The organism is Brevundimonas huaxiensis (assembly GCF_014218725.1).
In the GTDB taxonomy this organism is placed as follows: Bacteria; Pseudomonadota; Alphaproteobacteria; order Caulobacterales; family Caulobacteraceae; genus Brevundimonas; species Brevundimonas huaxiensis.
On record NZ_JABBJE010000001.1, the window covers coordinates 334396 to 356737 of the forward strand.

The 22342-nt window shown below is 65.9% G+C and carries 20 protein-coding genes; 10 read left to right on the forward strand and 10 right to left on the reverse strand.

Features of this window, described 5'->3' with window-relative positions; genetic code table 11:
• Position 1 precedes the first annotated feature (1 nt).
• On the reverse strand, positions 2 to 1612 hold the full coding sequence (locus HF680_RS01705; RefSeq protein WP_185223898.1) for a response regulator: 1611 nt from the start codon (positions 1610 to 1612) through the stop codon (positions 2 to 4).
• Between the two features lie 201 nt (positions 1613 to 1813).
• Between HF680_RS01705 and queC the strand changes: the two genes are divergently transcribed.
• Genes queC through HF680_RS01720 form a run of 3 tightly spaced genes read left to right on the forward strand, consistent with a single transcriptional unit; the run spans position 1814 to position 3524 of the window.
• Complete coding sequence (gene queC, locus HF680_RS01710) at positions 1814 to 2524, forward strand: 7-cyano-7-deazaguanine synthase QueC (protein ID WP_394353519.1); 711 nt, start codon at positions 1814 to 1816, stop codon at positions 2522 to 2524.
• Positions 2521 to 3156, forward strand: a complete 636-nt coding sequence (queE, locus tag HF680_RS01715; protein ID WP_185223900.1) for a 7-carboxy-7-deazaguanine synthase — start codon at positions 2521 to 2523, stop codon at positions 3154 to 3156. Before queC ends, queE begins: the two co-directional genes overlap by 4 nt.
• Complete coding sequence (locus tag HF680_RS01720; protein WP_185223901.1) at positions 3156 to 3524, forward strand: 6-pyruvoyl trahydropterin synthase family protein; 369 nt, start codon at positions 3156 to 3158, stop codon at positions 3522 to 3524. Before queE ends, HF680_RS01720 begins: the two co-directional genes overlap by 1 nt.
• 1 nt (position 3525) lies before the next feature.
• On the opposite strand, the gene HF680_RS01725 is transcribed toward HF680_RS01720, so the two are convergent.
• Both HF680_RS01725 and HF680_RS01730 read right to left on the reverse strand, forming a co-directional pair.
• Positions 3526 to 3804 carry a hypothetical protein gene (locus HF680_RS01725; protein ID WP_017504585.1) on the reverse strand — a complete coding sequence of 93 codons (279 nt, stop codon included), beginning with the start codon at positions 3802 to 3804 and terminating at the stop codon, positions 3526 to 3528.
• Positions 3805 to 3859: 55 nt separating this feature from the next.
• Positions 3860 to 4708 (reverse strand): thioesterase family protein, encoded by an 849-nt coding sequence (locus HF680_RS01730; protein WP_185223902.1) that lies wholly within the window; start codon positions 4706 to 4708, stop codon positions 3860 to 3862.
• A 180-nt stretch (positions 4709 to 4888) separates the two neighbouring features.
• Here HF680_RS01730 and HF680_RS01735 point away from each other — a divergent pair, with 180 nt between their 5' ends.
• The 3 genes from HF680_RS01735 to HF680_RS01745 all read left to right on the forward strand — a co-directional run bounded on the left by HF680_RS01735 (position 4889) and on the right by HF680_RS01745 (position 6540).
• Complete coding sequence (locus tag HF680_RS01735) at positions 4889 to 5377, forward strand: winged helix-turn-helix transcriptional regulator (protein ID WP_017504587.1); 489 nt, start codon at positions 4889 to 4891, stop codon at positions 5375 to 5377.
• Positions 5378 to 5426: 49 nt separating this feature from the next.
• Entirely contained in the window at positions 5427 to 6128 is a 702-nt protein-coding gene (locus HF680_RS01740; RefSeq protein WP_185223903.1) for a helix-turn-helix transcriptional regulator, read from the forward strand.
• A gap of 61 nt (positions 6129 to 6189) precedes the next feature.
• Positions 6190 to 6540 (forward strand): VOC family protein, encoded by a 351-nt coding sequence (locus HF680_RS01745; protein WP_185223904.1) that lies wholly within the window; start codon positions 6190 to 6192, stop codon positions 6538 to 6540.
• A gap of 6 nt (positions 6541 to 6546) precedes the next feature.
• Here HF680_RS01745 and HF680_RS01750 read toward each other — a convergent pair whose 3' ends face one another.
• From HF680_RS01750 to HF680_RS15890, 7 genes are all read right to left on the reverse strand, one after another.
• The gene (locus tag HF680_RS01750; RefSeq protein ID WP_185223905.1) at positions 6547 to 7236 is read right to left on the reverse strand and encodes a response regulator; all 690 of its coding nucleotides are present in this window, start codon (positions 7234 to 7236) and stop codon (positions 6547 to 6549) included.
• A 164-nt stretch (positions 7237 to 7400) separates the two neighbouring features.
• Positions 7401 to 9734 carry a TonB-dependent receptor gene (locus HF680_RS01755; RefSeq protein ID WP_185223906.1) on the reverse strand — a complete coding sequence of 778 codons (2334 nt, stop codon included), beginning with the start codon at positions 9732 to 9734 and terminating at the stop codon, positions 7401 to 7403.
• 159 nt (positions 9735 to 9893) lie between these two features.
• A complete protein-coding gene (mnmA, locus tag HF680_RS01760; protein ID WP_185223907.1) occupies positions 9894 to 11096 on the reverse strand; it encodes a tRNA 2-thiouridine(34) synthase MnmA in 1203 nt (400 codons plus the stop codon).
• A 100-nt stretch (positions 11097 to 11196) separates the two neighbouring features.
• Positions 11197 to 11481 (reverse strand): CtrA inhibitor SciP, encoded by a 285-nt coding sequence (sciP, locus tag HF680_RS01765; protein WP_026108337.1) that lies wholly within the window; start codon positions 11479 to 11481, stop codon positions 11197 to 11199.
• Between the two features lie 172 nt (positions 11482 to 11653).
• The gene (gene flgE, locus HF680_RS01770; RefSeq protein ID WP_185223908.1) at positions 11654 to 13411 is read right to left on the reverse strand and encodes a flagellar hook protein FlgE; all 1758 of its coding nucleotides are present in this window, start codon (positions 13409 to 13411) and stop codon (positions 11654 to 11656) included.
• Positions 13412 to 13460: 49 nt separating this feature from the next.
• Positions 13461 to 14189, reverse strand: coding sequence for a flagellar hook assembly protein FlgD (locus HF680_RS01775; RefSeq protein ID WP_045810240.1), 729 nt, complete (start codon positions 14187 to 14189; stop codon positions 13461 to 13463).
• A 4-nt stretch (positions 14190 to 14193) separates the two neighbouring features.
• Positions 14194 to 16101, reverse strand: coding sequence for a flagellar hook-length control protein FliK (locus tag HF680_RS15890; RefSeq protein WP_235968807.1), 1908 nt, complete (start codon positions 16099 to 16101; stop codon positions 14194 to 14196).
• 407 nt (positions 16102 to 16508) lie between these two features.
• Between HF680_RS15890 and flgK the strand changes: the two genes are divergently transcribed.
• The 4 genes from flgK to HF680_RS01800 all read left to right on the forward strand — a co-directional run bounded on the left by flgK (position 16509) and on the right by HF680_RS01800 (position 22330).
• A complete protein-coding gene (gene flgK, locus HF680_RS01785) occupies positions 16509 to 18608 on the forward strand; it encodes a flagellar hook-associated protein FlgK (protein WP_235968808.1) in 2100 nt (699 codons plus the stop codon).
• A complete protein-coding gene (locus HF680_RS01790; RefSeq protein ID WP_017504599.1) occupies positions 18605 to 19570 on the forward strand; it encodes a flagellin in 966 nt (321 codons plus the stop codon). Before flgK ends, HF680_RS01790 begins: the two co-directional genes overlap by 4 nt.
• Positions 19571 to 19637: 67 nt before the next feature.
• On the forward strand, positions 19638 to 20876 hold the full coding sequence (locus tag HF680_RS01795) for a putative DNA modification/repair radical SAM protein (RefSeq protein ID WP_185223910.1): 1239 nt from the start codon (positions 19638 to 19640) through the stop codon (positions 20874 to 20876).
• Positions 20876 to 22330, forward strand: coding sequence for a UdgX family uracil-DNA binding protein (locus HF680_RS01800; RefSeq protein ID WP_185223911.1), 1455 nt, complete (start codon positions 20876 to 20878; stop codon positions 22328 to 22330). Before HF680_RS01795 ends, HF680_RS01800 begins: the two co-directional genes overlap by 1 nt.
• The last annotated feature ends 12 nt before the right edge of the window (positions 22331 to 22342 follow it).

A 22342-nucleotide genomic window follows, 5' to 3' on the forward strand; every position in this document is an offset into this window, starting at 1 on the left:
ATCAGGCGACGGCGCGATCGGATTGGTCCTGTTCGTCCGCGGCGGAGATGGCGGCGTTCATCGCCATACGCAGGCGTTCGGGCTTGATGGGTTTTTCGACGACGGCGGCCATGCCGATCGACAGATAGTGTTTGGCGTCTTCCGGGTCCGCATTCGCGGTCAGGGCCACGATCGGCACGCGGCCGACGGCGCCGGGCAGGGCGCGAATGGCCTGAGTGGCCTGAACCCCGTCCATTCGGGGCATCTTGATGTCCATCAGGACCAGATCGTAGCGGCTTTCCTGAACGGCCTGCAGCGCCTCCAGGCCGTCCTCGGCCAGTTCGGAACTACAGCCGAACATCTCGCACAGCGCCTGGGCGACGACGCGGTTGGTGGCGTTGTCGTCGACGATCAGGATATGCGGCGCGGATTTCAGGTCCAGGCCCGACAGATCCGACACGTTGGACTGCGCCTCCACCTCGACCACCGCGCGGGGCGCGGTCAGGTCGAAGGCGAAGGTGGCGCCGCGGCCCTTGTTGTTCTCGGCCCAGATCCGGCCGTCCATCCGGTCGATGACCTGACGACAGATCGACAGGCCCAGGCCGGCGCCGTCGGGGCCGGAACCGTGCACGAAGGGTTCGAAGATGGAGTCGACGCGATCCGGCTCGACGCCCGGGCCGTCGTCGCGAATGCGGGCTTCCATGTGGATGCGGTCGCCCTCGACCCAGGCCTTGAGACCCGCCTCAACCACGCCGTTGCGGGCGAACTTCAGCGCATTGCCGATCAGGTTGTTGAACACCTGCTTCAAGCGCACGCCGTCGATCACGGCCGCCAATTCGGTGTCGCCTTCGTAGCCGACGAGCAGGGTCACGCCGTCCTGAGAGGCGCGCGGTTCCCACATCGACTGGATGTCGTCCATGACCGCGCGAAGGGCGGTCGGTTCGGTCTTCAGCTCCAGTTCGCCGGCCTCGGCCTTGGACAAATCCACCGCGTCCTGGAGGATGCGCAGCAGGGTCTCGGACGAATCCACGATGGTCTGGACGTGCGCCTGAGCCGCCGTATTCAACGGCTGGCGGCGGAGCAGTTCGGCGACGGCCAGGACGCCGTTCATCGGCGTGCGCAGTTCGTGGCTCATGATGGCCAGGAACTGGCTCTTGGCGCGAGCGGCGGCGATGGCCTGGGCGCGGGTGTCGCTGAGGATCGCGGCCTGTTCTGCCAGTTCGGCGTTCTGCTCGCGCTGCCGCGTGTTGACGGCCTGCAACAGGGTGGCGGCGGTGCCCACGCCCCAATAGGCGCCGTTCTTGGTGACGATGAAGCCGCGCAACAGGACGGCCGGACCACCCTTCAGCATGATGTCGCAAAAGGCGTCGATGCGGACGCCGGCCTCGACCACGGCCGGCTCGGCATCCATGGCGAAGGTGATGGGGCGAAGGTCGTAGAGGGCGTGGCCGAAGCGGGCGGCGATTTTCTGAAGGAAGGCGGTGCGTTCGACCAGGCCGACAGGGCGGTCGCCATCGACCACGGGAATGACCAGCGTATCCGGCTCGCGTTCGAAACGCGCCAGAACCTCGCAGCCGAGAGTCGTCGGCGCAACCGGCTTTGGACGCTCGGAAAGGGTCTCGATGGTCGGCATACTGCCCGGAACTCCTACTCATTGTGAGTAAAAGCCCAAATCGCTTGCGGATTAGTTAAGCGGCGTCATCCAAGACGCAAATCCGCCTTTTTTGCTCAAGGGTTGGGTCTGGTGTATGAGGCCCGCCCGACCCATCTGGGTCCCCATCCTTTTGTGCATGCGCGCGGCCGACCGGCCGACCGCAGATTCGTCATGAGCGCCATCCTGGAAAAGAAGCCCGCATCGGCCTTGGTTCTGTTCTCCGGCGGGCAGGACAGCGCGACCTGTCTGGCCTGGGCGCTGGAACGGTTCGAGCGGGTGGAGACGGTCGGGTTCGACTATGGCCAGCGCCATCTGGTGGAGATGCAGGCGCGTCAATCCGTGCGCGACGGAATGAAGACGGCTCTGCCCCAGTGGGCCGATCGCCTGGGCGACGACCATGTGGTGGATCTGACCGGATACGGTCGGATCGCCGAGAGCGCCCTGACCGCCGACCGCAAGATCGAAATGGACGCGCGCGGCCTGCCGACGACCTTCGTGCCGGGCCGCAATCTGATCTTTTTAGTCGCAGCCGCGGCGTTGGCGGATCGGCGCGGGCTGGAAGTCCTGGTCGGCGGCATGTGCGAGACGGATTATTCGGGCTATCCGGATTGCCGCCACGAAACGATGGAGGCGATGGCGCGGGCGCTGTCGCTGGGGCTGGACAAGCCGGTCGTCATCGACACGCCCCTGATGTGGCTGACCAAGGCCCAGACCTGGGACCTGGCCGACAGCATCGGCGGCGACAGGCTGATCAAGCTGATCATCGAGGATAGCCACACCTGCTATCAGGGCGACCGGACGCATCGACACGCCTGGGGCTATGGCTGCGGGTCTTGCCCGGCCTGCGAACTGCGCGCGGCCGGCTATGACGAATGGGCGTCGGGGCGATGACCTACTCGGCCAAGGAAGTGTTCCTGACGGTTCAGGGCGAGGGCGGACAGGCGGGGCGACCGGCGGTCTTCCTGCGGTTCGCCGGCTGCAATCTGTGGAGCGGGCGCGAGCACGATCGGGCCAGCGCCGTCTGCACCTTCTGCGACACCGACTTCGTCGGCGTTGGCGGCGATGGGGGCGGCAAGTTCGCGACGGCGGACCTGCTGGCCGATCACGTCGCGGCGATGTGGCGCGGGCGTGACGGCGATCCGAAACTGGTGGTTTGCACGGGCGGCGAACCCTTGCTGCAGTTGGATGCGCCCCTGATCGACGCGCTGCATGCGCGCGGGTTCGAGATCGCGATCGAGTCGAACGGTACGATCGTAGCGCCGGACGGCGTAGACTGGATCTGCATCAGTCCCAAGGCCGATGCGGATGTGGTTCAGACGCGCGGGGCCGAGCTGAAACTGGTCTTTCCCCAGCCCAAGGCCATGCCGGATCGGTTCGAACATCTGGATTTTGAACGGTTCTGGCTTCAGCCGATGGACGGGCCGGATCAGGTCGAGAACACCGCCGCCGCCATCGAATACTGCCTGACCCACCCACAGTGGCGCCTGAGCGTCCAGACCCACAAATACATCGGCGTCCGCTAATGCCCGTCTTCGAGATCACCAAACAGGCGACCTTCGACGCCGCCCACCACTTCCCGAACGAGCCCGAGGGCAGCATCTATCGCCGCGTCCACGGTCATTCCTTCACGGTCGAGGCGACGGTGCGGTCCGAGGTCCTGGACGTCGAACACGGTTGGGTGGCGGACCTGGGCGCGCTGGACCGGGCGCTGAAGGCGGCGGCCGAGACGCTGGATCACGGCATGCTGAACGAGCACGAGGGACTGGAACTGCCCAGTCTTGAAAACCTGTGCCTGTGGTTCGCCAGAACGCTGAAGCCTGCGTGGCCGGGCCTTTGTCGGATTCAGGTGGCGCGGCCGACGATCAACGAACGCTGCGTTCTAAGTCTCTGATCTAGCAGCGTTTGCCCTGACGCTGGCGCTGTTCGCAGCGGCGTTGTTCGCGTTCATAGTCGCGCTGTTCACGCTCGCGACGCAGTTTGGTTTCCTCGTCCGAGGTGGTGACGGCATCGAAGCCGGCGCCGACGACCGCGCCGGTGGCTTTCGCCGTCCCGCCGACGACCGCAGCGGTCCCGCCGACGACGGCGCCGACAAGGCAGCCCTGCAGCATCAGACAACCGCCCAGCACGACGACGACTTGGGACACGGAAACGAGGCGATTTCGACGACGCATGGCGACACTCCAGAGATTTGGAATAGTCGTCGATAATGATGAATGAGGGCTGACTTCAGGCGGGACGTTGCGGCAGCAGTTTGCGGCGTTGGCGCGACAGGGCCAGCGGCGTTCCATCAGCGCCCCAGGCGATCGCCTCGTCCACCGTCCAGCCCAGGCCGAGGTCCAGCATCCTGAACTCGAAGAAGGCCCAGCCGGCCGGCGCGGTCTGGGGCGTCGGATCGGTCAGGATGTCGATGCGCAGATCGACGGTGGTCATGGCGGCCGGCGTCTTGGACGCGGTCCAGGCGGGTGGATACAGCGCGTCCAGAAGGTAGCACAGGCCGACCTCATCCAAGGGCCGGCCGTCGGCCATCCGCATCCAGGTGCGTTCGATCACCGGCTTGCCCTCATTGCCGCCCAGGATGTTGGGGCCGCCGTCGAAGCGGTATTCGACATGCTGGGCGAAGTGCGGCGACATCGGCCCGCGTATCGTGGCCTTCGGGTCCAGCCTGTCCAGCGGCGGGGGCGGCCCGTGCAACGGCGTCAGCGGCGGCGGCGCGGCGTCCAGCCCATAGGTGCCGGTGGCATGGTGGGTCATGCGCCCGTCCTGCTCGGCCTCCACCGCAGCATACAGAACATTGCGGCCGCCGCGCAGCAGGCGAGGGCGAAAGGCGACCTGTTCACCGAACCTTGCCGCTGACAGATATTGGACTGACAGGGTCCGAAGGGGCGCCGTCAGCGCCAGTCCCTGTCGCATCGACTGCGCGCAAAGGGCCGCCAGCAGCCCGCCGAACGGAAAGCCCTTCTCCGGCGCCATGCTCGATGGGCCATTCGAGAAATGACCCGGCACGGGCGCGGACAGACCGCCGTCTTCGAGGACCTGGAAGGTCAGGGCGGCGTCGAGAGAAATGGGCGGCGTCATTGCGCAATCCTGCGTCAGGCGAAGAAGCGGCGGAAGACCTGATGACGATCTCCCGCCGAAGTCCAAGGAACAAGGCGGCGAACCGGGAGGCCTGCACGTCCGTTGCGAAACAAGACTGACTTGGAGCGTTCGGATTTGCAACCCTTGCCAAATGCCTGACGCGGCGTCACTTTCGCGCCTATGGGACGCACCGCCGACTACAGCCGCCAAAGTTGCTCCATCGCCGCCACGCTTGAGGTGATCGGCGATCCCTGGACCCTGCTGGTCATTCGCGACGCCTTCAACGGCGTCAGCCGGTTCGAACAGTGGCAAGACAATCTGGGCGTGGCGCGCAACGTCCTGGCCGCCCGGCTCAAAAGCCTGGTCCAGCATGGCGTGCTGGAGCCGCGCCTGTATTCCGAACGCCCGCCGCGCAACGAATATGTCCTGACCGCCAAGGGCAAGGATCTGTACGGCGTTCTGGTCACCTTGCACGGCTGGGGCAACAAACACGTCTATGGCGACGCCGACAGCGGCATCGACATGGTCCACAAGACCTGCGGCCATTCCCTGACCCCGCGCATCGCGTGCGGCTGCTGCGGCGAGATCGTCAAACCGAGGGATATCGCCCTGACCCGCGCCGAGAACCGGCCGACGGTCGGCGATGTGATGCCCAAGGAAGCGGCCTAAGCCCGTTCCTGCTGACGCTTTCTGGCAGCAGGACTGCTAGGATCGCGGGGTGTCACGCTCCGAACGCCTTCTTGATCTGCTGAACGTCCTGCGGCGGCATCGTCGGCCGGTGAGCGGGCAGGTGTTAGCCGAGGAGATGGGCGTCAGTCTGCGGACGCTTTACCGCGACATCGCCAGCCTGCAGGCGCAAGGGGCGACGATCGAGGGGGAGGCGGGGGTCGGCTATGTGCTGAAGCCGGGCTTCATGCTGCCGCCGCTGATGTTCACGCCGGAAGAGATCGAGGCCCTGGTGCTGGGGTCGCGCTGGGTGGCGGATCGGGCTGATCCGCGCATGCGCGATGCGGCGTTGGCGGCGCTGGGACGGATCTCGGCGGTGTTGCCGCCCGATCTGCGCGACGAGATGGATACCTCGGCCCTGCTGGTCGTGCCGGGCGAGCCGTTCCCGGCGGATCGGGTCGATCCGGCCTTATTAAGGAAAGCGATCCGCACCGAGCGGCGCCTGAAGCTGTGTTATCGCGACGAGGCGGGATCGGCGTCCGAGCGTGTCGTCTGGCCGTTCGCCCTGGCCTTCTTCGACCGGGTGCGATTGCTGATCGCCTGGTGCGAACTGCGCGGTGATTTCCGCAGTTTCCGCACCGACCGCATCGTCGAGGCGGAGGTGATGGAGGCGCGCTATCCGATGCGTCGCCAGGCGCTGATGAAGACCTGGCGCGAGGCGCACGAAAGATCGCGGTCAGGAGACGGCTGCTGACGGAAACTGGCAGCAGCGAAGGCTAGGGTTCGGCGTGTTGGAAACATGAGGGGCCGGGCTGATGAGCGAGATCGAGGACATTCTGCTGGCCGTTGAGGATCCGGAAGTCAGCGCGCGCTTCTATGCCAGTCTGCTGGGTTGTCGGCCGGTGATGGCGGGACCGGACCGGGCCTTGTTCAAGCTGACGTCGGGCCGGGCGCTGGGGCTGCTGCGGCGTGCCGGCGATCGGCGCGAGGTGTGCGAGGTGGACTTTCCGCTGGAGGGCGCCGCAGCGGTGGATCAGGCGCATATCGACTGGTGGGATCGCGGGGCGCGCATTCTGACGCCGCCGACGGACGCCGCGCCGGTCCGCAGCTTCGTGGCGGGCGATCCCGACGGCCATCGGCTTAGGGTCTACGCCGTCGCGGCGTGAGCGCGATCAGACCTCGGCTTCGAGCCGGTATCCGACCCCGCGCACATTGGTCAGCAGGCCGGCGGCGTCTGCGGCGTCCAGCTTGCGGCGCAGGTGGCTGACGTGGCTGTCGATCGTGCGTTCCAGCACCGCCTGATTGGGGAAGCAGGCCTGCATGATCTCGCTGCGGCTGAAGACGCGCAGGGGCGTGCGGGCCATGTGGGCCAGAATGCGGAACTCGGTCAGGGTCAGGTCCAGACGGCGCTTGCCCGATGGCGTCAGGATCGCCGCCAGATAGTTCTCCAACTGCACCTCAAGCGGACCGACGCGAAGGGTCTTGGCGGCCCGGCCGCCGCCGCTGCGTCGCAGGATGGTCTGGATGGAGGCCGTGACCTCGGCCGGCTTGAACGGCTTGGCGATATAGTCGTCCGCCCCGATCCGCAGCGCCTGCAGCTTGTCGGCGGCCTCGTCCCGGTCGCCGACCATGATGACTGGCGTTTCGCCGCGCCGACGCAGTTCGCCCAGCACATCCCAGCCGTCGCGCACGGGCAGGCGGACGCTGAGCAGGGCGAGATCGGGCTTGAGCGACGCATGCAGGTCGGCCGCCTGCTGGCCGTCGGCGGCGACGACGGTGCGAAAGCCGTCCCGACGCAGGGCGGCGTCCAGGATTTCGACGCCCTCGGCGACGTCATCGGCGATCAGGATCAGGCTGCTCATGGCGTCTCCGAGAGCCGCCATCGCGCCAGATCGTCGCGTCGTCCAGCAAAACCGGACGGCTGCGGTGAAGTTTCATATCGCCGTCGCAAAGCCTTCACGCAGACGAAGAAAAACCCCCTTCCGCCGTGGCGGAAGGGGGCCAGTCGGTCGTTCGGGAGGAACGCTTAGTAGGAGGCGCGCAGCTCGATGCCGAAGGTGCGCGGGTTGTTGAAGTTGCCGTAGTCGCCCAGTGTGTTCCGGTTCGACGGATCGCGGCGATAGACGTAGGTCTCGTCGAGCAGGTTGCGCGACCACAGGGCCACTTCCAGCAGCGGACCGCCGTCGCGGGTCGTGATGTCGGCGATGGCGACGCGGGCGTTCACGACGAAGGACGAGTCGGCCTTGATCGCGAACTGCTCGAAGCTGTGGGCCGCATCGGCGTAGTTGGCGTCAATGTGCGCCTTCAGGGTCGCGCCCATGAAGGGCGAGTTCCAGTCGGCGGCGACGCTGCCGGCGTTCTCGGGCGTATAGGCGATGAAGACCTGCTGCACCTGGCCGTTGAACGGGTTGATCGTGTCCGGCACCTTGGCGTCCGTATAGGCGTAAGACGCCGACAGGGTCAGGTTGTCGGTCGCCCGGAACTGACCTTCCAGCTCCACGCCGCGGATTTTCGTGGTGCCCGGGGCGTTGATCGTTTCCAGCGTGTTGCGGGTCGAGGCGCCCTGGACGGTGACCAGGCTGAAGTCGATCTGGCTGTCGGTGCGGTCCATGGCGTAGACGGCGGCGTTGAAGCGGACGCGGCGGTCGAACAGGTCGCTCTTCAGGCCGATTTCGTAGGCCTTGACCTCTTCGGGATCGAACGAGCGGTAGGTCAGCGAGCGCGAGGAGGCGCCGCCGGCGCGGTAGCCGGTCGAATACTTGCCGTAGACGTTGATGTTTTTGCTGACGTCATAGGCCAGGGTGACCAGCGGGTCGAAGCGATCGACCTTGGAGCTGAAGGTCAGGTTGGTGGGGGCGTTGTTGACGACCTCCAGCTTGCCGTCCTTGTCGTCCCAGGTGTAGCGACCGCCGACCGTCAGATGCAGGGCGTCCATGCTGGCCGGGGTCCAGGTGGCTTGTCCGTAGATGGCCTTGGATTCCGAGTGGGCTGTGGACTTGCGGTCCAGCGAGCGGAAGCCGCGGATCGTCGGGGTGGGGTCCAGGATGGTGTAGCCCGTGCCGTCGGCGTTCCACTGGTTCGTCGAGGGCGTGGCGGCGTCGTCGGACACCGTTTCCTTGAAGTAGAAGACGCCGCCGACATAGTCGATGCTGTCACCCAGCGAACCGACGGCTTGCAGTTCCTGGCTGAACTGATGCTGCCAGAAGCCGGCCAGCGAATAGCGGCTGAAGCGGCCGTTCGGGCCGACGACCGGCGGACGGTGCGCGCCGGCGATGTTGTCGTACTGTTCAACATCCAGATCGCGGTAGGCCGTGATCGAGCGGATTTCCAGCGCGTCGGTCGGGCGATACGACAGGTGCAGATCCATGCCGCGCGTGTCGTCGACGCTGAACTGCTGAGGCACGCCGATGTCGGCCTGCGTCATGCGGTTGGAGCCTTCGACTTGGACCAGGGGCGACAGGGCGCGGATGCTGCCCGAGGGAACCGTTGCCGAGGTGAAAGGCACGACGGTCAGGCCGTTCGGGTTGAAGTTCAGCAACTGGCTGTAGAACGGGGTGTTCTTGTCCTTGCTGATGTCCGCCGCCAGGGTGGCGGTGAAGTTGTCGGCCGGCGTCCAGCGCGTCTGGAAGCGAAGGCCGCGACGGTCATATTCGCCAAAGCCTGACTGTCCCGGCAGGATGTTCTCGGTCACCGGCCCTTGGACCGAAATGATGCCGTCGACCTTGAAGGCGAAGTCGCCGAGAGCGGGGAAGTCGACGTGCAGTTCGGAGTTGTAGGACTCCAGATTGCCGACGCCGGCGATGGCGCGCATGCCGAACACGCCCGTGGGCTTCTTGGTCACCAGCGACAGGGCGCCGCCTTCGGTGTTGCGGCCGAACAGGGTGCCTTGCGGACCCTTCAGGACTTCAACGCGCTCGATGTCGAGCAGGGCGGCGGCGAGGCCGTGCTGGCGGGCCAGATAGACGCCGTCGACATAGACGCCGACGCCTTGCTCGCGGGCGGGCTGGTTGGCGTCGTTCGGCACGATGCCGCGGATGCCGATGGTCAGGGCGGACTGGCGGGCCTCGAAGGTGGCGATGCGCAGGCTGGGGACGCTGCCGTCGGCCAGGTCCATCAGGCTCTGCACGTGGCGATCGGCCAAGGCTTCGGCGTTGACGACCGAGATCGAGATCGGCGTGTCTTGCAGATTGGTTTCGCGCTTGGTCGCGGTCACGACGATGTCGTCAAGACCGGCCGGCTCGACGCTGGCGGCCGTCGGCGCGGTCTGGGCCGGCGCGGTTTGGGCGAAGGCGGAAACGGGCGCGGCGAGAAGTGCAGTCCCCAGCAGCAGCTGGAGGCGCAGTTTGGTCTGACGATGCATTTTTATCCCCTGCTTAGTCGGGGCGGGGATTACGCCGTCATTGCGATGCGCAGTTTACAGCCGTGCAACAGCCCGGTGCATCTTTGATGTCCGAGGTTGAGAGAAACCTGCAACCAGGGTCCACCGCGCCTCCACATCGTCTCCACACTTTGGCCAGAGCTAGATGACGACCGCGTTCGTGTCGCGGATGAAGCCGCCGCCCAGGATGCGTTCGGGGTCCGTCGGATCGTACAGGGCGCAGGCCTGACCCGGCGCCACGCCTTCTTCGCCCTCGTTGAAGACGACGCAGATATCGCCATCGATCAGGGCGAGGCGGGCTGGCGAGGGCTGGCGAGTCGAGCGGACACGGGCCAGGACCGGGATGTTGGCCTCGGCCGCCTCGGTGATGGTCGCCTCGTCACCGAGCCAGTTGGTTTCTTCCAGCGTCAGACTGGCGGTCAGCAGGGCTTCGCGCGGGCCGACGATGACGCGACGGGTTTCAGGCTCCAGCCGTGTCACGAACAGGGGCTCGCCCACGGCGACGTTCAGGCCGCGGCGCTGGCCGATCGTGTAGTCCGTGATGCCTGCGTGCCGGCCCAGCACCCGACCGTCCATATGCACGATCTCGCCGGCCTCACGCCCTTGCGGACGCAGGCGGTCGATCAGGGTGCGATAGTCCCCGGAAGGCACGAAGCAGATGTCCTGGCTGTCCGGCTTGGCGGCGATCTTCAGGCCCAGTTCGGCGGCGACGCCGCGCACCTGGGGCTTTTCCAGATCGGCCAGGGGGAAGCGCAGATAGTCCAGCTGGTCTTGGGTCGTGGCGAACAGGAAGTAGGATTGGTCGCGCGAATGGTCGATGGCCTTGCGCATCTGCGAGCGGTTGCCGGCGACGGCGCGGCGGACGTAGTGACCCGTCGCCATCGCCTCGGCGCCCAGATCGCGCGCCACGTCCAGCAGGTCGCGAAACTTGACGGTCTGATTGCAGCGGATGCAGGGGACCGGCGTCTGGCCCTTCAGATAGCTGTCGGCGAACTGGTCGATCACCGCGTCCTTGAACCGGCTCTCATAGTCCAGGACGTAGTGCGGAATGCCGATCATGTCGGCGGCCAGGCGGGCGTCGTGAATGTCCTGACCCGCGCAGCAGGCGCCCTTCTTCTTCAGCGCCGCGCCGTGGTCATAGAGTTGCAGCGTCACGCCGACGACGTCGTAGCCCGCCTTGTGCAGCAGGGCCGCGACGACGGTGGAATCCACTCCGCCCGACATGGCGGCCACCACGCGCGCGCCGACCGGCAGGCCGACCGCCGCCCGCGCGCTCTCGACCGCCGCATCCATGTCGGTGCGCGCGATGTCGGGAACGGGGCAGAAATCTTCGACCAGGGTCATCGCGGCCTTTTAGTGCGGAACCGGCGCGATTTCGAGGCCCGCAAAAGAAAAGGGCCGCACCCGTCGCCGGATGCGGCCCTTAACGTCTTCGGGGAAACCCTCAGGAGCGATAGCTCTGGATCCGCGTTGTGCGCAGACCCTGCATGCCCCATTTGTCGATGGCCTTCTGCCAGGCCAGGAACTCTTCGGCCGTCAGGCGATATTTCGCCAGGGCGTCGTCGAGGCTGAGCAGGCCGCCGCGAACGGCGGCGACGACCTCGGCCTTGCGCCGGATCACCCACCGGTCCGTGTTGGACGGCGGCAGGTCATTGAGGGTCAGGGGCGTGCCAGTCGGTCCGACCACGTATTGTTCGCCTTTGCTATTAAGGCGTCGCTCTTGCAACATGGGCTTATGCCTCTTTCACCAACACCGTAGTGTCATGAAGGTAGGCGTTCCCGACTAAGGTCCGTTTAAGCGTCGTGGTGAAGGAACGGATAACTTCCGCCCCTTCCTGAACGACTCTGTAAACCTTGCTTGCGCGACGATTCATCGAGACTAACGCTTACTTACTCGCCGATCAGCGTTTGATGTTGATCAGCTCGGCCAGCATTTCATCGGCCGTAGTGATGATTTTGGACGAGGCGGAATAGGCGCGCTGGGTGGTGATCAGGCCCGTGAACTCGGCCGACAGATCGACGGTCGAGGACTCCAGCTGCTTGGCCGCGATCTCGCCCGCGCCGCCCGTTCCCGCCGCCTTTAAGTTAAAGGTGCCGGACTGAAGGCTGACGGCGTAGGCGTTGCCGGACACTTCACGCAGGCTGTCGGGGCTGGGGAAGGTGGCGACCGCGACCTGGGCGATGCGGCGCATGACGCCGTTGTCGAAGATGGCGGTGACGAAGCCGCCCTCGTCGATCTTGATTTCGCTCAGATTGCCGAACGCCGTGCCGTTGGTGACCGTCGACTGGACGACCGAGGCCGTGTTCAGCTGGCTGAGACCGCCGGCCGAGGTGTTGAGGTCCAGCGTGACGGCTTGGGCGGCGATGCCCAGACCGTCGGCCCAGGCGACCTGGCCGACCGGCATGGTCAAGTTGGCGGGGTCGGACTTGCCGAAGTTCAGCGTCGCCATGGTCGGGTCATCGAACAGACCCGTGCCGGCGGGCCAGGCCTTCATCGTGTCGACGTCCAGGCGACCCGACGGCGTGAAGGCGATCTTGCCGGTCTTGATCTGGCCGTTGGCGTAGGGCGCGCCTGCGATCACGTCGCTGGCCGGCACGGACACGATCTCCGCATACCAGATGTTCGGTTCGTCGCTCTTCAGGAAGCGGAGTTCCAGATTGCGCTGGCCGCCCTTGGAGTCCGAAACCGGGATGTTCATCTTGAAGTCGGGCTTCACGCCGACGGGGTTGTCGTCGTCGGCGTTGTACATCGCCATGGAGTTGACCGACGGGTCGTACTTCGTCTTGGCGACGTTTTCGTTGCCCAGGCCGACGTCCGAGAGGTTGATCGTATAGGCGGGGCCGCTGGCCGGCGTGAACTGGATCTGGGTCGGCGGCGTGCCGATCGCGGTCGCCGAGCCGGCGTTCGCGCCGTTGATGGTCAGGCCAGTGATGGCGCCGGTGGTCGGGTCGAAGGTCGCCGAGGCGTCGATCTTCTGCGAACCGGACTTGATCACCAGATCGTGGCTGCTGGCGCCGGTGCGGGTGTAGCGGACAGACACGTCGTGGGTCACGGCCGGCGTCGCCGTATCGGACACGCCCTTGTAGGACTGGGCGCTGGCGGCCGAAGACGCTTCTTGGCTCGAACGCAGGTTGGCGTTGATCTGGACACGAGTGGTCGGTTCGGCGGTGCCGCCGACTGAGCCGATGTTGATCGAGCGCAGACGCGACAGATCGGACGGATCGGTCGAGATCTCGCCGTTGGAGTCCACTGGCCAGCCTTGGAGATACAGGCCGGCGCTGTTCTTCAGATAGCCCTGCTTGTCAACGGTAAAGGCGCCAGCGCGGGTGAACAGGCGGGTGTCGGTCGCGCCGACGTTTTCGGCCTGCGTCGTCGTGACGAAGAAGCCCTGACCGTTGACGGCGAGGTCGGTGCTTGAGGTCGTGCGCTGAAGCTGACCTTCCTGGCTGACGTAGGAGCGGGTGTTGGTGGTCACGCCGCCGGCCGAGTAGCTGCCGCCCGATGCGGTCTGGCTGTTGACCAGGGTCTGGAACTCGCTCGCCGTGCGCTTGTAGCCGACGGTGTTCACGTTGGCGATGTTCTGGGAGATCGCCGCCAGGGCGGCGGAGTTGGCGGCCAGGCCGGACACGCCGGCCAGCATTGCACTGTTGAGGCTCATGGAAAGAACGCTCCTTAAATAGAGGTCATCGGGAAGGCGGCGGATCGCATCATGCGGCCGCCTCCTCGGTGGGGACGTTCGGATTCTCCGTATCGTCGGTATCATTGGCCGCCTGGGCCGTGATCTCGTTCAGCGAGATCACGGTCGAGAGCGGAAGGATGGAGTCGCCGATCACCAGATACGGCGCGCCGTTGTACATCTCGACGCCGGTGACCCGGCCCTGGATCAGCGCCTGGGCGTCGACCTTGGCGCCGGTCGAGTCGGTGGCGGCGACCTTCAGCGTATAGACGCCGCCGTCTTGGGCCATGCCGCCGTCCTTCAGCTTGCCGTCCCAGGAGAAGGTGTGCAGGCCGGACGTCTTGTCGGGCGCGGCGCCCTCCCAGACCACGACGCCCTTGCTGTCGACGACCTGCAAAGTGGCCTTGTCCGCGTCGGCGCCCAGTTCGTAGGCCCAGGTGGCCTTGCCGTCGTTGAACTCGGTGGCGGTCCAGGCGGCGGTGACGCTCTTGCCGATGTAGTTGGCGGCGTTATCCAGACCGCCGCCGGCCTGGGCGGCCAGCAGGCTGGTCAGCAGGTCGTTCGTCAGCAGTTGTTGCTCCACGCCGGCCATCTGCGTCAGCTGCGCGGTGAACTGGTTCGAGTCCAGCGGCGACAGCGGATCCTGGTTCTTCATCTGCGTGGTCAGCAGGGTCAGGAAGGTCTCGAAGTTCGAGGCCAAGGCTTTGGTGCCGCCGGTGATGCGGCCCGCTGCGGCGGAGGTTGTGACGGCGTCGACCATGGGGTCAGACCTTCAGATCGACGCGGTCAGGCGTCAGGGAATGGTTAATCCAGGCGCCAGGCGCCGGGACGGTGGGCATGTCGGCCTGGGCCGCGAGGCGAGAGCCGCCGGCGAACAGGGCGTTGCGCTGCTGCTGACGCTCGAAGGCGCCGCCGCCCGTGGACGGATCGCGTTGCGAGAAGTCGAGCGCGTCACCTGCGACCTGGAAGCCGGCCTCCTGAAGCTGGCGACGCAGTTCGTCGGCGCGGCCCTTCAGATCGGCGGCTGCGGCGGGATTGTCGAAGGCCAGTCGAGCGGACAACTGGCCGTCCTTGCCGATCTCAAGGCTGACATCGACGCGGCCCAGATCTTCGGGCGTCAGCACCATGTCGAACCGGGTCGAACGGCCCTCGAGCTTGCGGGCCATCTGCGCGGCGAGTTGGGCGGTGGTCTCGACGGTGGCGCGCGACAGTGTGGTCAGGCCCTGAGCATGGCTGGACACGGCGGCCTGTTGCGCAGGCTGCGCATCGAGCGGCGCAGGGCTTGCGGTAGTGGATTCAGGCGAGGCCGGCTCCGGCGTGGCGACGCCGCCGGTCGCAGCCTCGGCTACCTTAGCGGATGGCGACGTCGGCTTGGCGGCGACTTCTATCCCGGCGCTGGAAGGGGTGGCGTCTTGGGTTGTAGCCGTTTGGATCGCGGGAACGGCGGCGTCGCTGGTCTGGTCCACCGCCGCATGGAGATTGCCGCGCAATGGCGAGGCGGGTTGAAGCGAGGTCGGCGACTTCGGCGTATCGATCGGAGCCGCCTCTGCCGGCTGATCGGCTGTGTCGGCCGTTTCGGCTGTCGCAGACGACGCCGCTTCAGTGGACGCAGCGACGACGCCGGCCGGGGCGATGAAGGACGGCTTGGGCATCGTCGACGTGACGGCGATCTGGACTTGGGCGGTCGGGATCTGAGCGGCCGCAAGGGATTGAGAGATGGGCGACGGTGCGGCCGGTTTGTCGGGGTTAGCGACAGCGGTCTGGATCGTGCTGGCCTCACTTTCGGACGTGGCAGGCGCCGGCGCCGTTGCGTCGGTCGGACGAGGCGCTGCGTCGCCCTTGATCGTAAAGGCCGACTTGGGCGCGACTGTCGGCTTCGGACCGTCGGTCGTCGTCGGCTGAACGGGCGTGACCGGGGCCTCGGCGGCCTTGACTTCAGCCGGCTTCGCCACGGCGGGAGAAGAGGGCGACGCTTCGGTCGTCAGGATTTCGGAGAGTTCCGAAAGGACTGTTTGAGCGGTCGCGGCCGCCAACGCGGACTTCGCTTCAAGGTCCTGGTTGGCAGGCGCCAACGCAGTCTTGGCAGTGGTGTCAATTGGAGAGCGGGGAGCCGTGGCTACCGCCGTCGTGGTCGCCTCGGGCGCAACGAATGCGACTGCCGCAACATCCTTGGGAGCTTGTGGATCGACAGGGATTTCCGCCGCGTCCTCGGAAACGGCCGGCGAGCCCGCGACATCGAGCGATTGGGCGACCGGAACGGCCAGCGTCGGTTGCGCGGCTGTGAACGGCGTTGCGGCGACGAGGCCAGGGGTATCGTCGTCCTTCGCGGCCGTGTCCGTGCCGATCTGCTGTTCGTCAGACAAGACGCGCTGCGTTTCGGCGTCTGCGCTCTCGCCCGTGGTCGCAGGAATGGTGTCGGTCGTCGCGGTCGCCGTGTCGGCGTCCAAGTCGGCCGTCATCGGCTGGGCCATGATGACACCCAGCGACCGAGCGCCCGTCAGACGGCCGGGCGTCATCCGTTCGGCCGGCGCGCCGTGGACGCCCGCGTTCAGCGCCTCGGCGATCTTGCCGGAGAACAGACCCGCATCGACGGCCTCTGCGCCCAGGGCGGCAGCCGACGGTCCGGTCGAAACCGGAGCGGCAGGCGCGAACAGGGCGGAAGCGGTGGACATGGAAGCGCGGCGGCTTTCGTAAGGAGCGACGACGGCGCCTGCTGCGCCCAAGAGTTCGTCGTCCTCGACGCAAGGGACGGGCCAAGAAAATAAGCCAGCAAAAACAATACGAAAAATAGCCTTGAGGGCTGAGGCGCCGAAGGGCGGCGGTCGTTATTGCCGCGCTCTCGCCACTTTTTGCCCGGCTTCGCGGCGCTGCCGATCAGCGACAGGCGGGGTGTCTGCATCCGATTGGCCCGACCTTTGCGCAGCTTTCCTATCATGACGGCCGTCCGATCAACGATCCTGTGTAAAAACAACGCTTTGTGTGAGCGGTCGTGGCGCGTAGCTGGGCAAGAACTGCGCGTCGCGATGCAGCGGTTGCCGGGTAGGGCGGGGGAGACGCGTCAATGTCGCTGAACTCGATCATGAACATTGCGACGTCGGGGCTGAAGACCGCCCAGTCGCAGTTGCGCGTCACCGCCGACAATATCGCCAACGTCGATACGCCCGGATACATCCGCAAGGTCGCCGATCAGTCGGCTGCGGTCACCAACGGCTATGGTTCGGGTGTCGACGTCACGCGGGTGCGTCTGGCGACGGATCGTTTTCTGCAGGCCGCCAGCCTCAGCGCCGGGTCGGACGCCGCGCGCCAGACCGTGCGCTATGAACTGTACGACCAGATCCAGAACCAGTTCGGCGATCCCAGCAGCGACACCAACTTCTTCGCCCAGGTCGACAAGCTGTTCGCCACCTATGCGACCCTGGCCGAAAGCCCCACGTCCTCGGCCGGGCGTCAGGACACGATCTACAAGACCCAGGCGATCTTCAATGAGGCCGCCGGCATCGCGTCCCAGATCCAGTCAGCGCGTCAGGAGGCGGACGGCCGGCTGCTGAGCGCGGTCGAAACGGTCAATCCGCTGCTGGAACAGATCGCCAAGCTGAACAAGACCATCGCCGCCGGAACGGTGACGAACGAGGATGTGACCGGGGCCCAGAACGCCCAGCTGGGCCTGATCAACGAACTGTCCAAATATATGGATGTGAAGGTCGAGGCCCGCTCCAACGGCGGCGTGACGCTGCGCACCAACACAGGCACCACCCTGGTGGGTGAGGGGGCAGCGACGCTGTCGTACCAGGCGGCCGGCACCGTGGACGCCATGACGGCCTTCTCCGACATCATGATTACCGAACCCAGCGGCACGCGCTGGCCGCTGCTGGACGGCGTGTCGTCCGGTCAGATCCGGGGTCTGGTCGAGATGCGCGATGTCGATGCGCCTGCCGCCGCCGCGCGCCTGGGTGAGTTGACGGCCAAACTCGCGGACGAACTGAACCGCGCCCATAACGCCAATAGCAGCGTTCCTGCGCCGACCACCCTGACGGGGCGCAACGTTGGACAGTCGCTGGCGAACGCCCTGACCGGCTTCACCGGCACGACGACCATCTCGGCGGTCAATGCGTCGGGCGTGGTCCAGGCCTCGGCGCAGATCGTCTTTTCCGGCGGGACGATGACGATCAATGGCGCCGCCGCCGATCCGACCACCTTCCTCAGCGTGCTGAACGCCCAACTGGGCGGCACGGCGACGGCGAGCTTCTCGGACGGCCAACTGCGTCTGGACGGGGCGGGTGGAAACGGCGTGGCCATCGCCGACGATGCGACCTCGCCCAGCACGAAGGGCGGTCGAGGATTTTCGCACTGGTTCGGCCTGAACGACCTGGTGACCACGACCACGCCGACCTTCTACGAGACGGGCCTGACCCTGACGTCTCAGCATGGGTTCGATCCGGGTGAGAGCCTGACCTTGCGCTTTGCCGGTCCTTCCGGCGCGCGTCTTCGCGACATTACCGTGTCCGTACCCGCCGGGACGGGCACGATGGGCGAGATGCTGGGCGCGCTGAACGACCCCATCACGGGCGTTGGCCGCTACGGCGCCTTCAGCCTGGATGCGGCGGGCAAGCTGTCCTTCAAGGCCTACGACCCGTCGGCGACGTCGATGAGCGTCGTCAAGGACAATACGACCCAGGATCCGTCCGGCGTTTCGATGTCGCAACTGTTCGGCCTGGGCGCGACGGGATCGACGCGGGCGGGCGCCTATACGGTGCGTAGCGATATTCAGCAGGACCCCGGAAAGCTGGCCTTGGCGCAGTTGAACCTGTCGGCCGCGGCGGGGACGCCAGCGCTGAGCAAGAACGATGGGCGCGGCGGCCTGGCGTTGGGGGATGTGGGCAAGACGAACGTCGCCTTCGCCGCAGCCGGCGGCAACGCCGGCGGGACCAAGACCCTGTCGTCCTATGCGGCGGACTTCGCCGGCGAGATCGGCGGCAAGGCCTCGGCTGCCAAGACCCGCAGCGAAACGGCAAGCGCCCTGGCCAAGGAGGCGGACAGCCGCCGCAGCTCGGCCGAAGGCGTGAACATGGACGAGGAACTGGTCAACATGACCACCTTCCAGCAAGCCTATAACGCCTCTGCGCGCCTGATCCAGGCGAGCAAGGACATGTACGACGTACTGATCGGAATCCTGCAATGACGCGCGTCGCGACCCACGGGAACTACCAGTCGGCCTTGCTCAGCCTGATGAACGCGCAGGGCCGCGCGCAGCAGGCGCAGGAGCGGATCGATAGCGAGAAGATCGCCACCGATATGTCTGGCTATGGTCGAGGCGCCGAACAGCTGACCAGCCTGACATCGACACAGGCGCGGCTGGAGGGCTTCATCTCCACCGGCGAGGCCGTGAAGGCGCGGCTGAGCGCCCAGGATCTTGCCATGAGCCGCATCTACGAAGGCGGTAATGCGGCGCGCGAGGCCATCGCAAACAGCCTGGCGGCCGGGCGGATCGACAATCTGATGGTCGAGCTCGGTCTGAACTATCAGACGGTGCAGGGTGGACTGAATGCGGAACACCAGGGCTCCTATCTGTTTGCGGGCGGCCAGAGCGATATCGCGCCCGCCACGGCTGCAACCATGGCCGATTTGACGGCGGCGCCGTCCACCGCCGCGACCTTCGCCAACGACACCCTGAAGCAGAAGTCGCGCATCGACGAGAAGACCACGGTCGAGACCGGGTTTCTGGCCAGCGAGATCGGCGGGCCGCTGACCGAGGTGTTCCGCAACATCCAAGCCTTCCAGAACGGCACGGCGGTCACCGTCGGCGGCGTGACCTATACGCCGGCCGGGGCGGGCACGCTGACGGGACAGCCCGACGCCAACGTCACCGCTTTTCTAAAGGCGCAGATGGGCGAACTGGACAAGGCGAATGCGGGCCTGACGAACCAGACGGCCAAGAACGGTCTGATTCAGAACCACGTCGAGACGGCGCTGGACGCCCAGGAAAATCAGAAAACTGCTCTGCAGAAGATGATGCAGGACAAGTCCGGGTATGATCCGGCACGGGCGATCACCGATCTGCAGATGGCGCAGGTGGCGATCGAGGCTTCGGCTCAGATCATCAACTCGCTGAAAAGCACGTCGCTGCTTAATCTGCTGCGCTAAGTTATCGTTTCAAAAAAAGAAAACGGCAACGCTGGACCAAACATCGTTCTGGAACGTATCAAGAACGATGGCCCGTCTCGATCTGCTTCGAAAACTTTCCGTTCTGGCTGACGCCGCCAAATACGACGCTTCGTGTTCGTCGTCCGGAACGTCGAAACGAAACTCCGTCGGCGGCAAGGGGATCGGCTCGACCGAGGGGATGGGCATCTGCCACGCCTATACACCGGACGGTCGGTGCATCAGTCTGCTCAAGATCCTGCTGACCAACTTCTGCATCTACGATTGCGCCTATTGCATCAATCGCGTGTCGTCGAATGTGGAGCGCGCGCGGTTCGATGTCGACGAGGTGGTCGACCTGACGCTCAACTTCTACAAGCGCAACTATATCGAGGGCCTGTTCCTGTCGTCGGGCATTATTCGATCCGGCGACTATACGATGGAGCAGCTGGTCCTGGTTGCCAAGACGCTGCGCGAAGTCCACGACTTCCGGGGCTATATTCATCTGAAGCTGATCCCGGAGGCGGACCCGAAGCTGGTGGAGATGGCGGGTCTGTACGCCGACCGCCTGTCAGCGAATATCGAACTTCCGCGCGACGAGGCGCTGGCGCGACTGGCGCCGCAAAAGGATGTTGGTGTCATCAAGAAGGCGATGAGCCAGGTGCGCTTGGGCGTCGAGGCGGCCAGGCCGGCCAAACGTGAAAAGATCAAACCGCCGAAGTTCGCGCCGGGCGGCCAGAGCACTCAACTGATTATCGGCGCCGACGGCGCGCCGGATACGGAAATCCTGGATCGCAGCGCCTCGCTCTACGGCGGTTACGGCCTGCGCCGCGTCTACTATTCGGCGTTCAGCCCGATCCCGGATTCCAGTTCGATCCTGCCGCTGTCCAAGCCGCCGCTGATGCGCGAGCATCGGCTGTATCAGGCCGATTGGCTGATGCGGTTCTATGGCTTCTCCGCGCCGGAGATCGGCGAGGGCGCATCGAACGGCATGCTCGATCTGGCGGTCGACCCCAAACTGGCCTGGGCGCTGAACAAGCGCGAGCAGTTTCCCGTCGATGTGAACCGTGCGCCGCGCGAAATGCTGCTGCGGGTGCCGGGTCTGGGCGTGAAGGCGGTGGACCGGATTGTCTCGGTGCGCCGCTATCGGACCCTGCGGCTGGAGGACGTCGGACGACTGACGCGATCGGTGGCCAAGATTCGGCCCTTCATCACGGCGTTGGACTGGACGCCAGGCGGACTGACGGATGCGGCGGACCTGAAGTCGCGCGTGACCAGCCGCACGCCCGAGCAGTTGAGCCTGTTCTGATGGCGGTGGCGACGCTGGACTGTGAGACCGACTTCGACGGCTGGCGGAAGGCGGCGCGCGCGTTTCGATTGGCGGGTGTGGAGCCCGCAGCGGCGCGGTTCGTCGTGGCGGGGGCGGTAGAACAGGGCGGGCTGTTCGATCAGCCGATTGCCGAAGAGGCGTCGCCGACGCCGGATGACCGCAGAGCTTTCAACGTGCCGAAAGAGTTTGTGGACCTGGCCCAGAACCTGATCCTTCATCGATCCGCTGACCGTTTCGATCTGATGTATCGGCTGCTGTGGCGACTGAAGGATGAGCCGGACCTGATCAAGGTCATTTCGGACCGGGACGTCGCCGACGCGCTGGAGCGGGTCAAGAACGTCAGCCGCGCCTCGCACAAGATGAAGGCCTTCGTTCGCTTTCGCCAGGTGCATGACGATCTGGGCGAGGCCTGGGTCGCGTGGTTCGAGCCGCCGCATCGGGTTCTGGAAAAGACCGCGCCGTTTTTCCAACGGCGGTTCACGACCATGCGCTGGTCGATCCTGACGCCGGATGGTTCGGCCTTCTGGGATGGCGAAACCCTGCGGTTCGGGCCGCCAGCGACCCGCGACATGGCGCCGGCCGAAGACGAGATCGAGGATTTCTGGAAGACCTACTACGCCTCGACCTTCAATCCTGCGCGGCTGAAGGTGAAGACGATGCAGGGCGAGATGGCCAAGTCCTACTGGAAGAACTTGCCGGAAGCCGCCCTGATCCCGGAACTGGTGGCGGCCTCGTCGGTTCGAACCGAGACCATGGTCGCTACGCCGTCGCCTCAGCCCAATCCGCGCTTCGCGCGCGCCGTCGCGCCAGACCTGCATCTGGCGCGTCCCGACGCCGAAGCCGTGCCCGAAAACCTCGACGATGTCGCCGGCGGCGTTCAGGCGTGTCGCCGTTGCCCGCTTTACCGCGACGCGACGCAGGGTGTGTGCGGGGAGGGGCCGAAGTCGGCGCGTCTGATGATCGTCGGCGAGCAGCCGGGCGATCAGGAGGATCTGGCAGGCCGCGCCTTCATCGGGCCGGCGGGACAGGTGCTGAACGCAGCCCTGGCCGAGGCCGGCATTGATCGATCCGATGTCTATGTCACCAACGCGGTCAAACACTTCAAACACGAGCCGCGCGGCAAGCGCCGTCTGCACAAGACGCCGAACGCGGGCGAGGTTCAGGCCTGCCGTTGGTGGCTGGACTCAGAACGCCGGCTGATCAAGCCGCAAGTCGTGCTGGCCCTGGGGGCGACGGCGGGTCTGGCGTTGCTGGGTCGAAAGCCGGCCGTGATGCAGGAACGCGGCGCGCCGATCGACCTGAGCGATGGATCGACCGCCGTGCTGACGGTCCACCCCTCCTATTTGTTGCGTCTGCCGGACGAGGCCGCGAAGTCCGAGGCGAGACGGTTGTTCATCGAGGATCTGGCGGCCGTGCAACGTCGTATGAGGTGACGCGAGAACGAA

Coding starts and splice junctions, on each gene's coding strand:
- HF680_RS01705 (WP_185223898.1), bottom strand. CDS start 1,612: ATGCCGACCATCGAGACCCTTTCCGAGCGTCCAAAGCCGGTTGCGCCG.
- queE (WP_185223900.1), top strand. CDS start 2,521: ATGACCTACTCGGCCAAGGAAGTGTTCCTGACGGTTCAGGGCGAGGGC.
- HF680_RS01720 (WP_185223901.1), top strand. CDS start 3,156: ATGCCCGTCTTCGAGATCACCAAACAGGCGACCTTCGACGCCGCCCAC.
- HF680_RS01725 (WP_017504585.1), bottom strand. CDS start 3,804: ATGCGTCGTCGAAATCGCCTCGTTTCCGTGTCCCAAGTCGTCGTCGTG.
- HF680_RS01730 (WP_185223902.1), bottom strand. CDS start 4,708: ATGACGCCGCCCATTTCTCTCGACGCCGCCCTGACCTTCCAGGTCCTC.
- HF680_RS01735 (WP_017504587.1), top strand. CDS start 4,889: ATGGGACGCACCGCCGACTACAGCCGCCAAAGTTGCTCCATCGCCGCC.
- HF680_RS01745 (WP_185223904.1), top strand. CDS start 6,190: ATGAGCGAGATCGAGGACATTCTGCTGGCCGTTGAGGATCCGGAAGTC.
- HF680_RS01750 (WP_185223905.1), bottom strand. CDS start 7,236: ATGAGCAGCCTGATCCTGATCGCCGATGACGTCGCCGAGGGCGTCGAA.
- HF680_RS01755 (WP_185223906.1), bottom strand. CDS start 9,734: ATGCATCGTCAGACCAAACTGCGCCTCCAGCTGCTGCTGGGGACTGCA.
- mnmA (WP_185223907.1), bottom strand. CDS start 11,096: ATGACCCTGGTCGAAGATTTCTGCCCCGTTCCCGACATCGCGCGCACC.
- sciP (WP_026108337.1), bottom strand. CDS start 11,481: ATGTTGCAAGAGCGACGCCTTAATAGCAAAGGCGAACAATACGTGGTC.
- flgE (WP_185223908.1), bottom strand. CDS start 13,411: ATGAGCCTCAACAGTGCAATGCTGGCCGGCGTGTCCGGCCTGGCCGCC.
- HF680_RS01775 (WP_045810240.1), bottom strand. CDS start 14,189: ATGGTCGACGCCGTCACAACCTCCGCCGCAGCGGGCCGCATCACCGGC.
- HF680_RS15890 (WP_235968807.1), bottom strand. CDS start 16,101: ATGTCCACCGCTTCCGCCCTGTTCGCGCCTGCCGCTCCGGTTTCGACC.
- flgK (WP_235968808.1), top strand. CDS start 16,509: ATGAACATTGCGACGTCGGGGCTGAAGACCGCCCAGTCGCAGTTGCGC.
- HF680_RS01790 (WP_017504599.1), top strand. CDS start 18,605: ATGACGCGCGTCGCGACCCACGGGAACTACCAGTCGGCCTTGCTCAGC.
- HF680_RS01795 (WP_185223910.1), top strand. CDS start 19,638: ATGGCCCGTCTCGATCTGCTTCGAAAACTTTCCGTTCTGGCTGACGCC.
- HF680_RS01800 (WP_185223911.1), top strand. CDS start 20,876: ATGGCGGTGGCGACGCTGGACTGTGAGACCGACTTCGACGGCTGGCGG.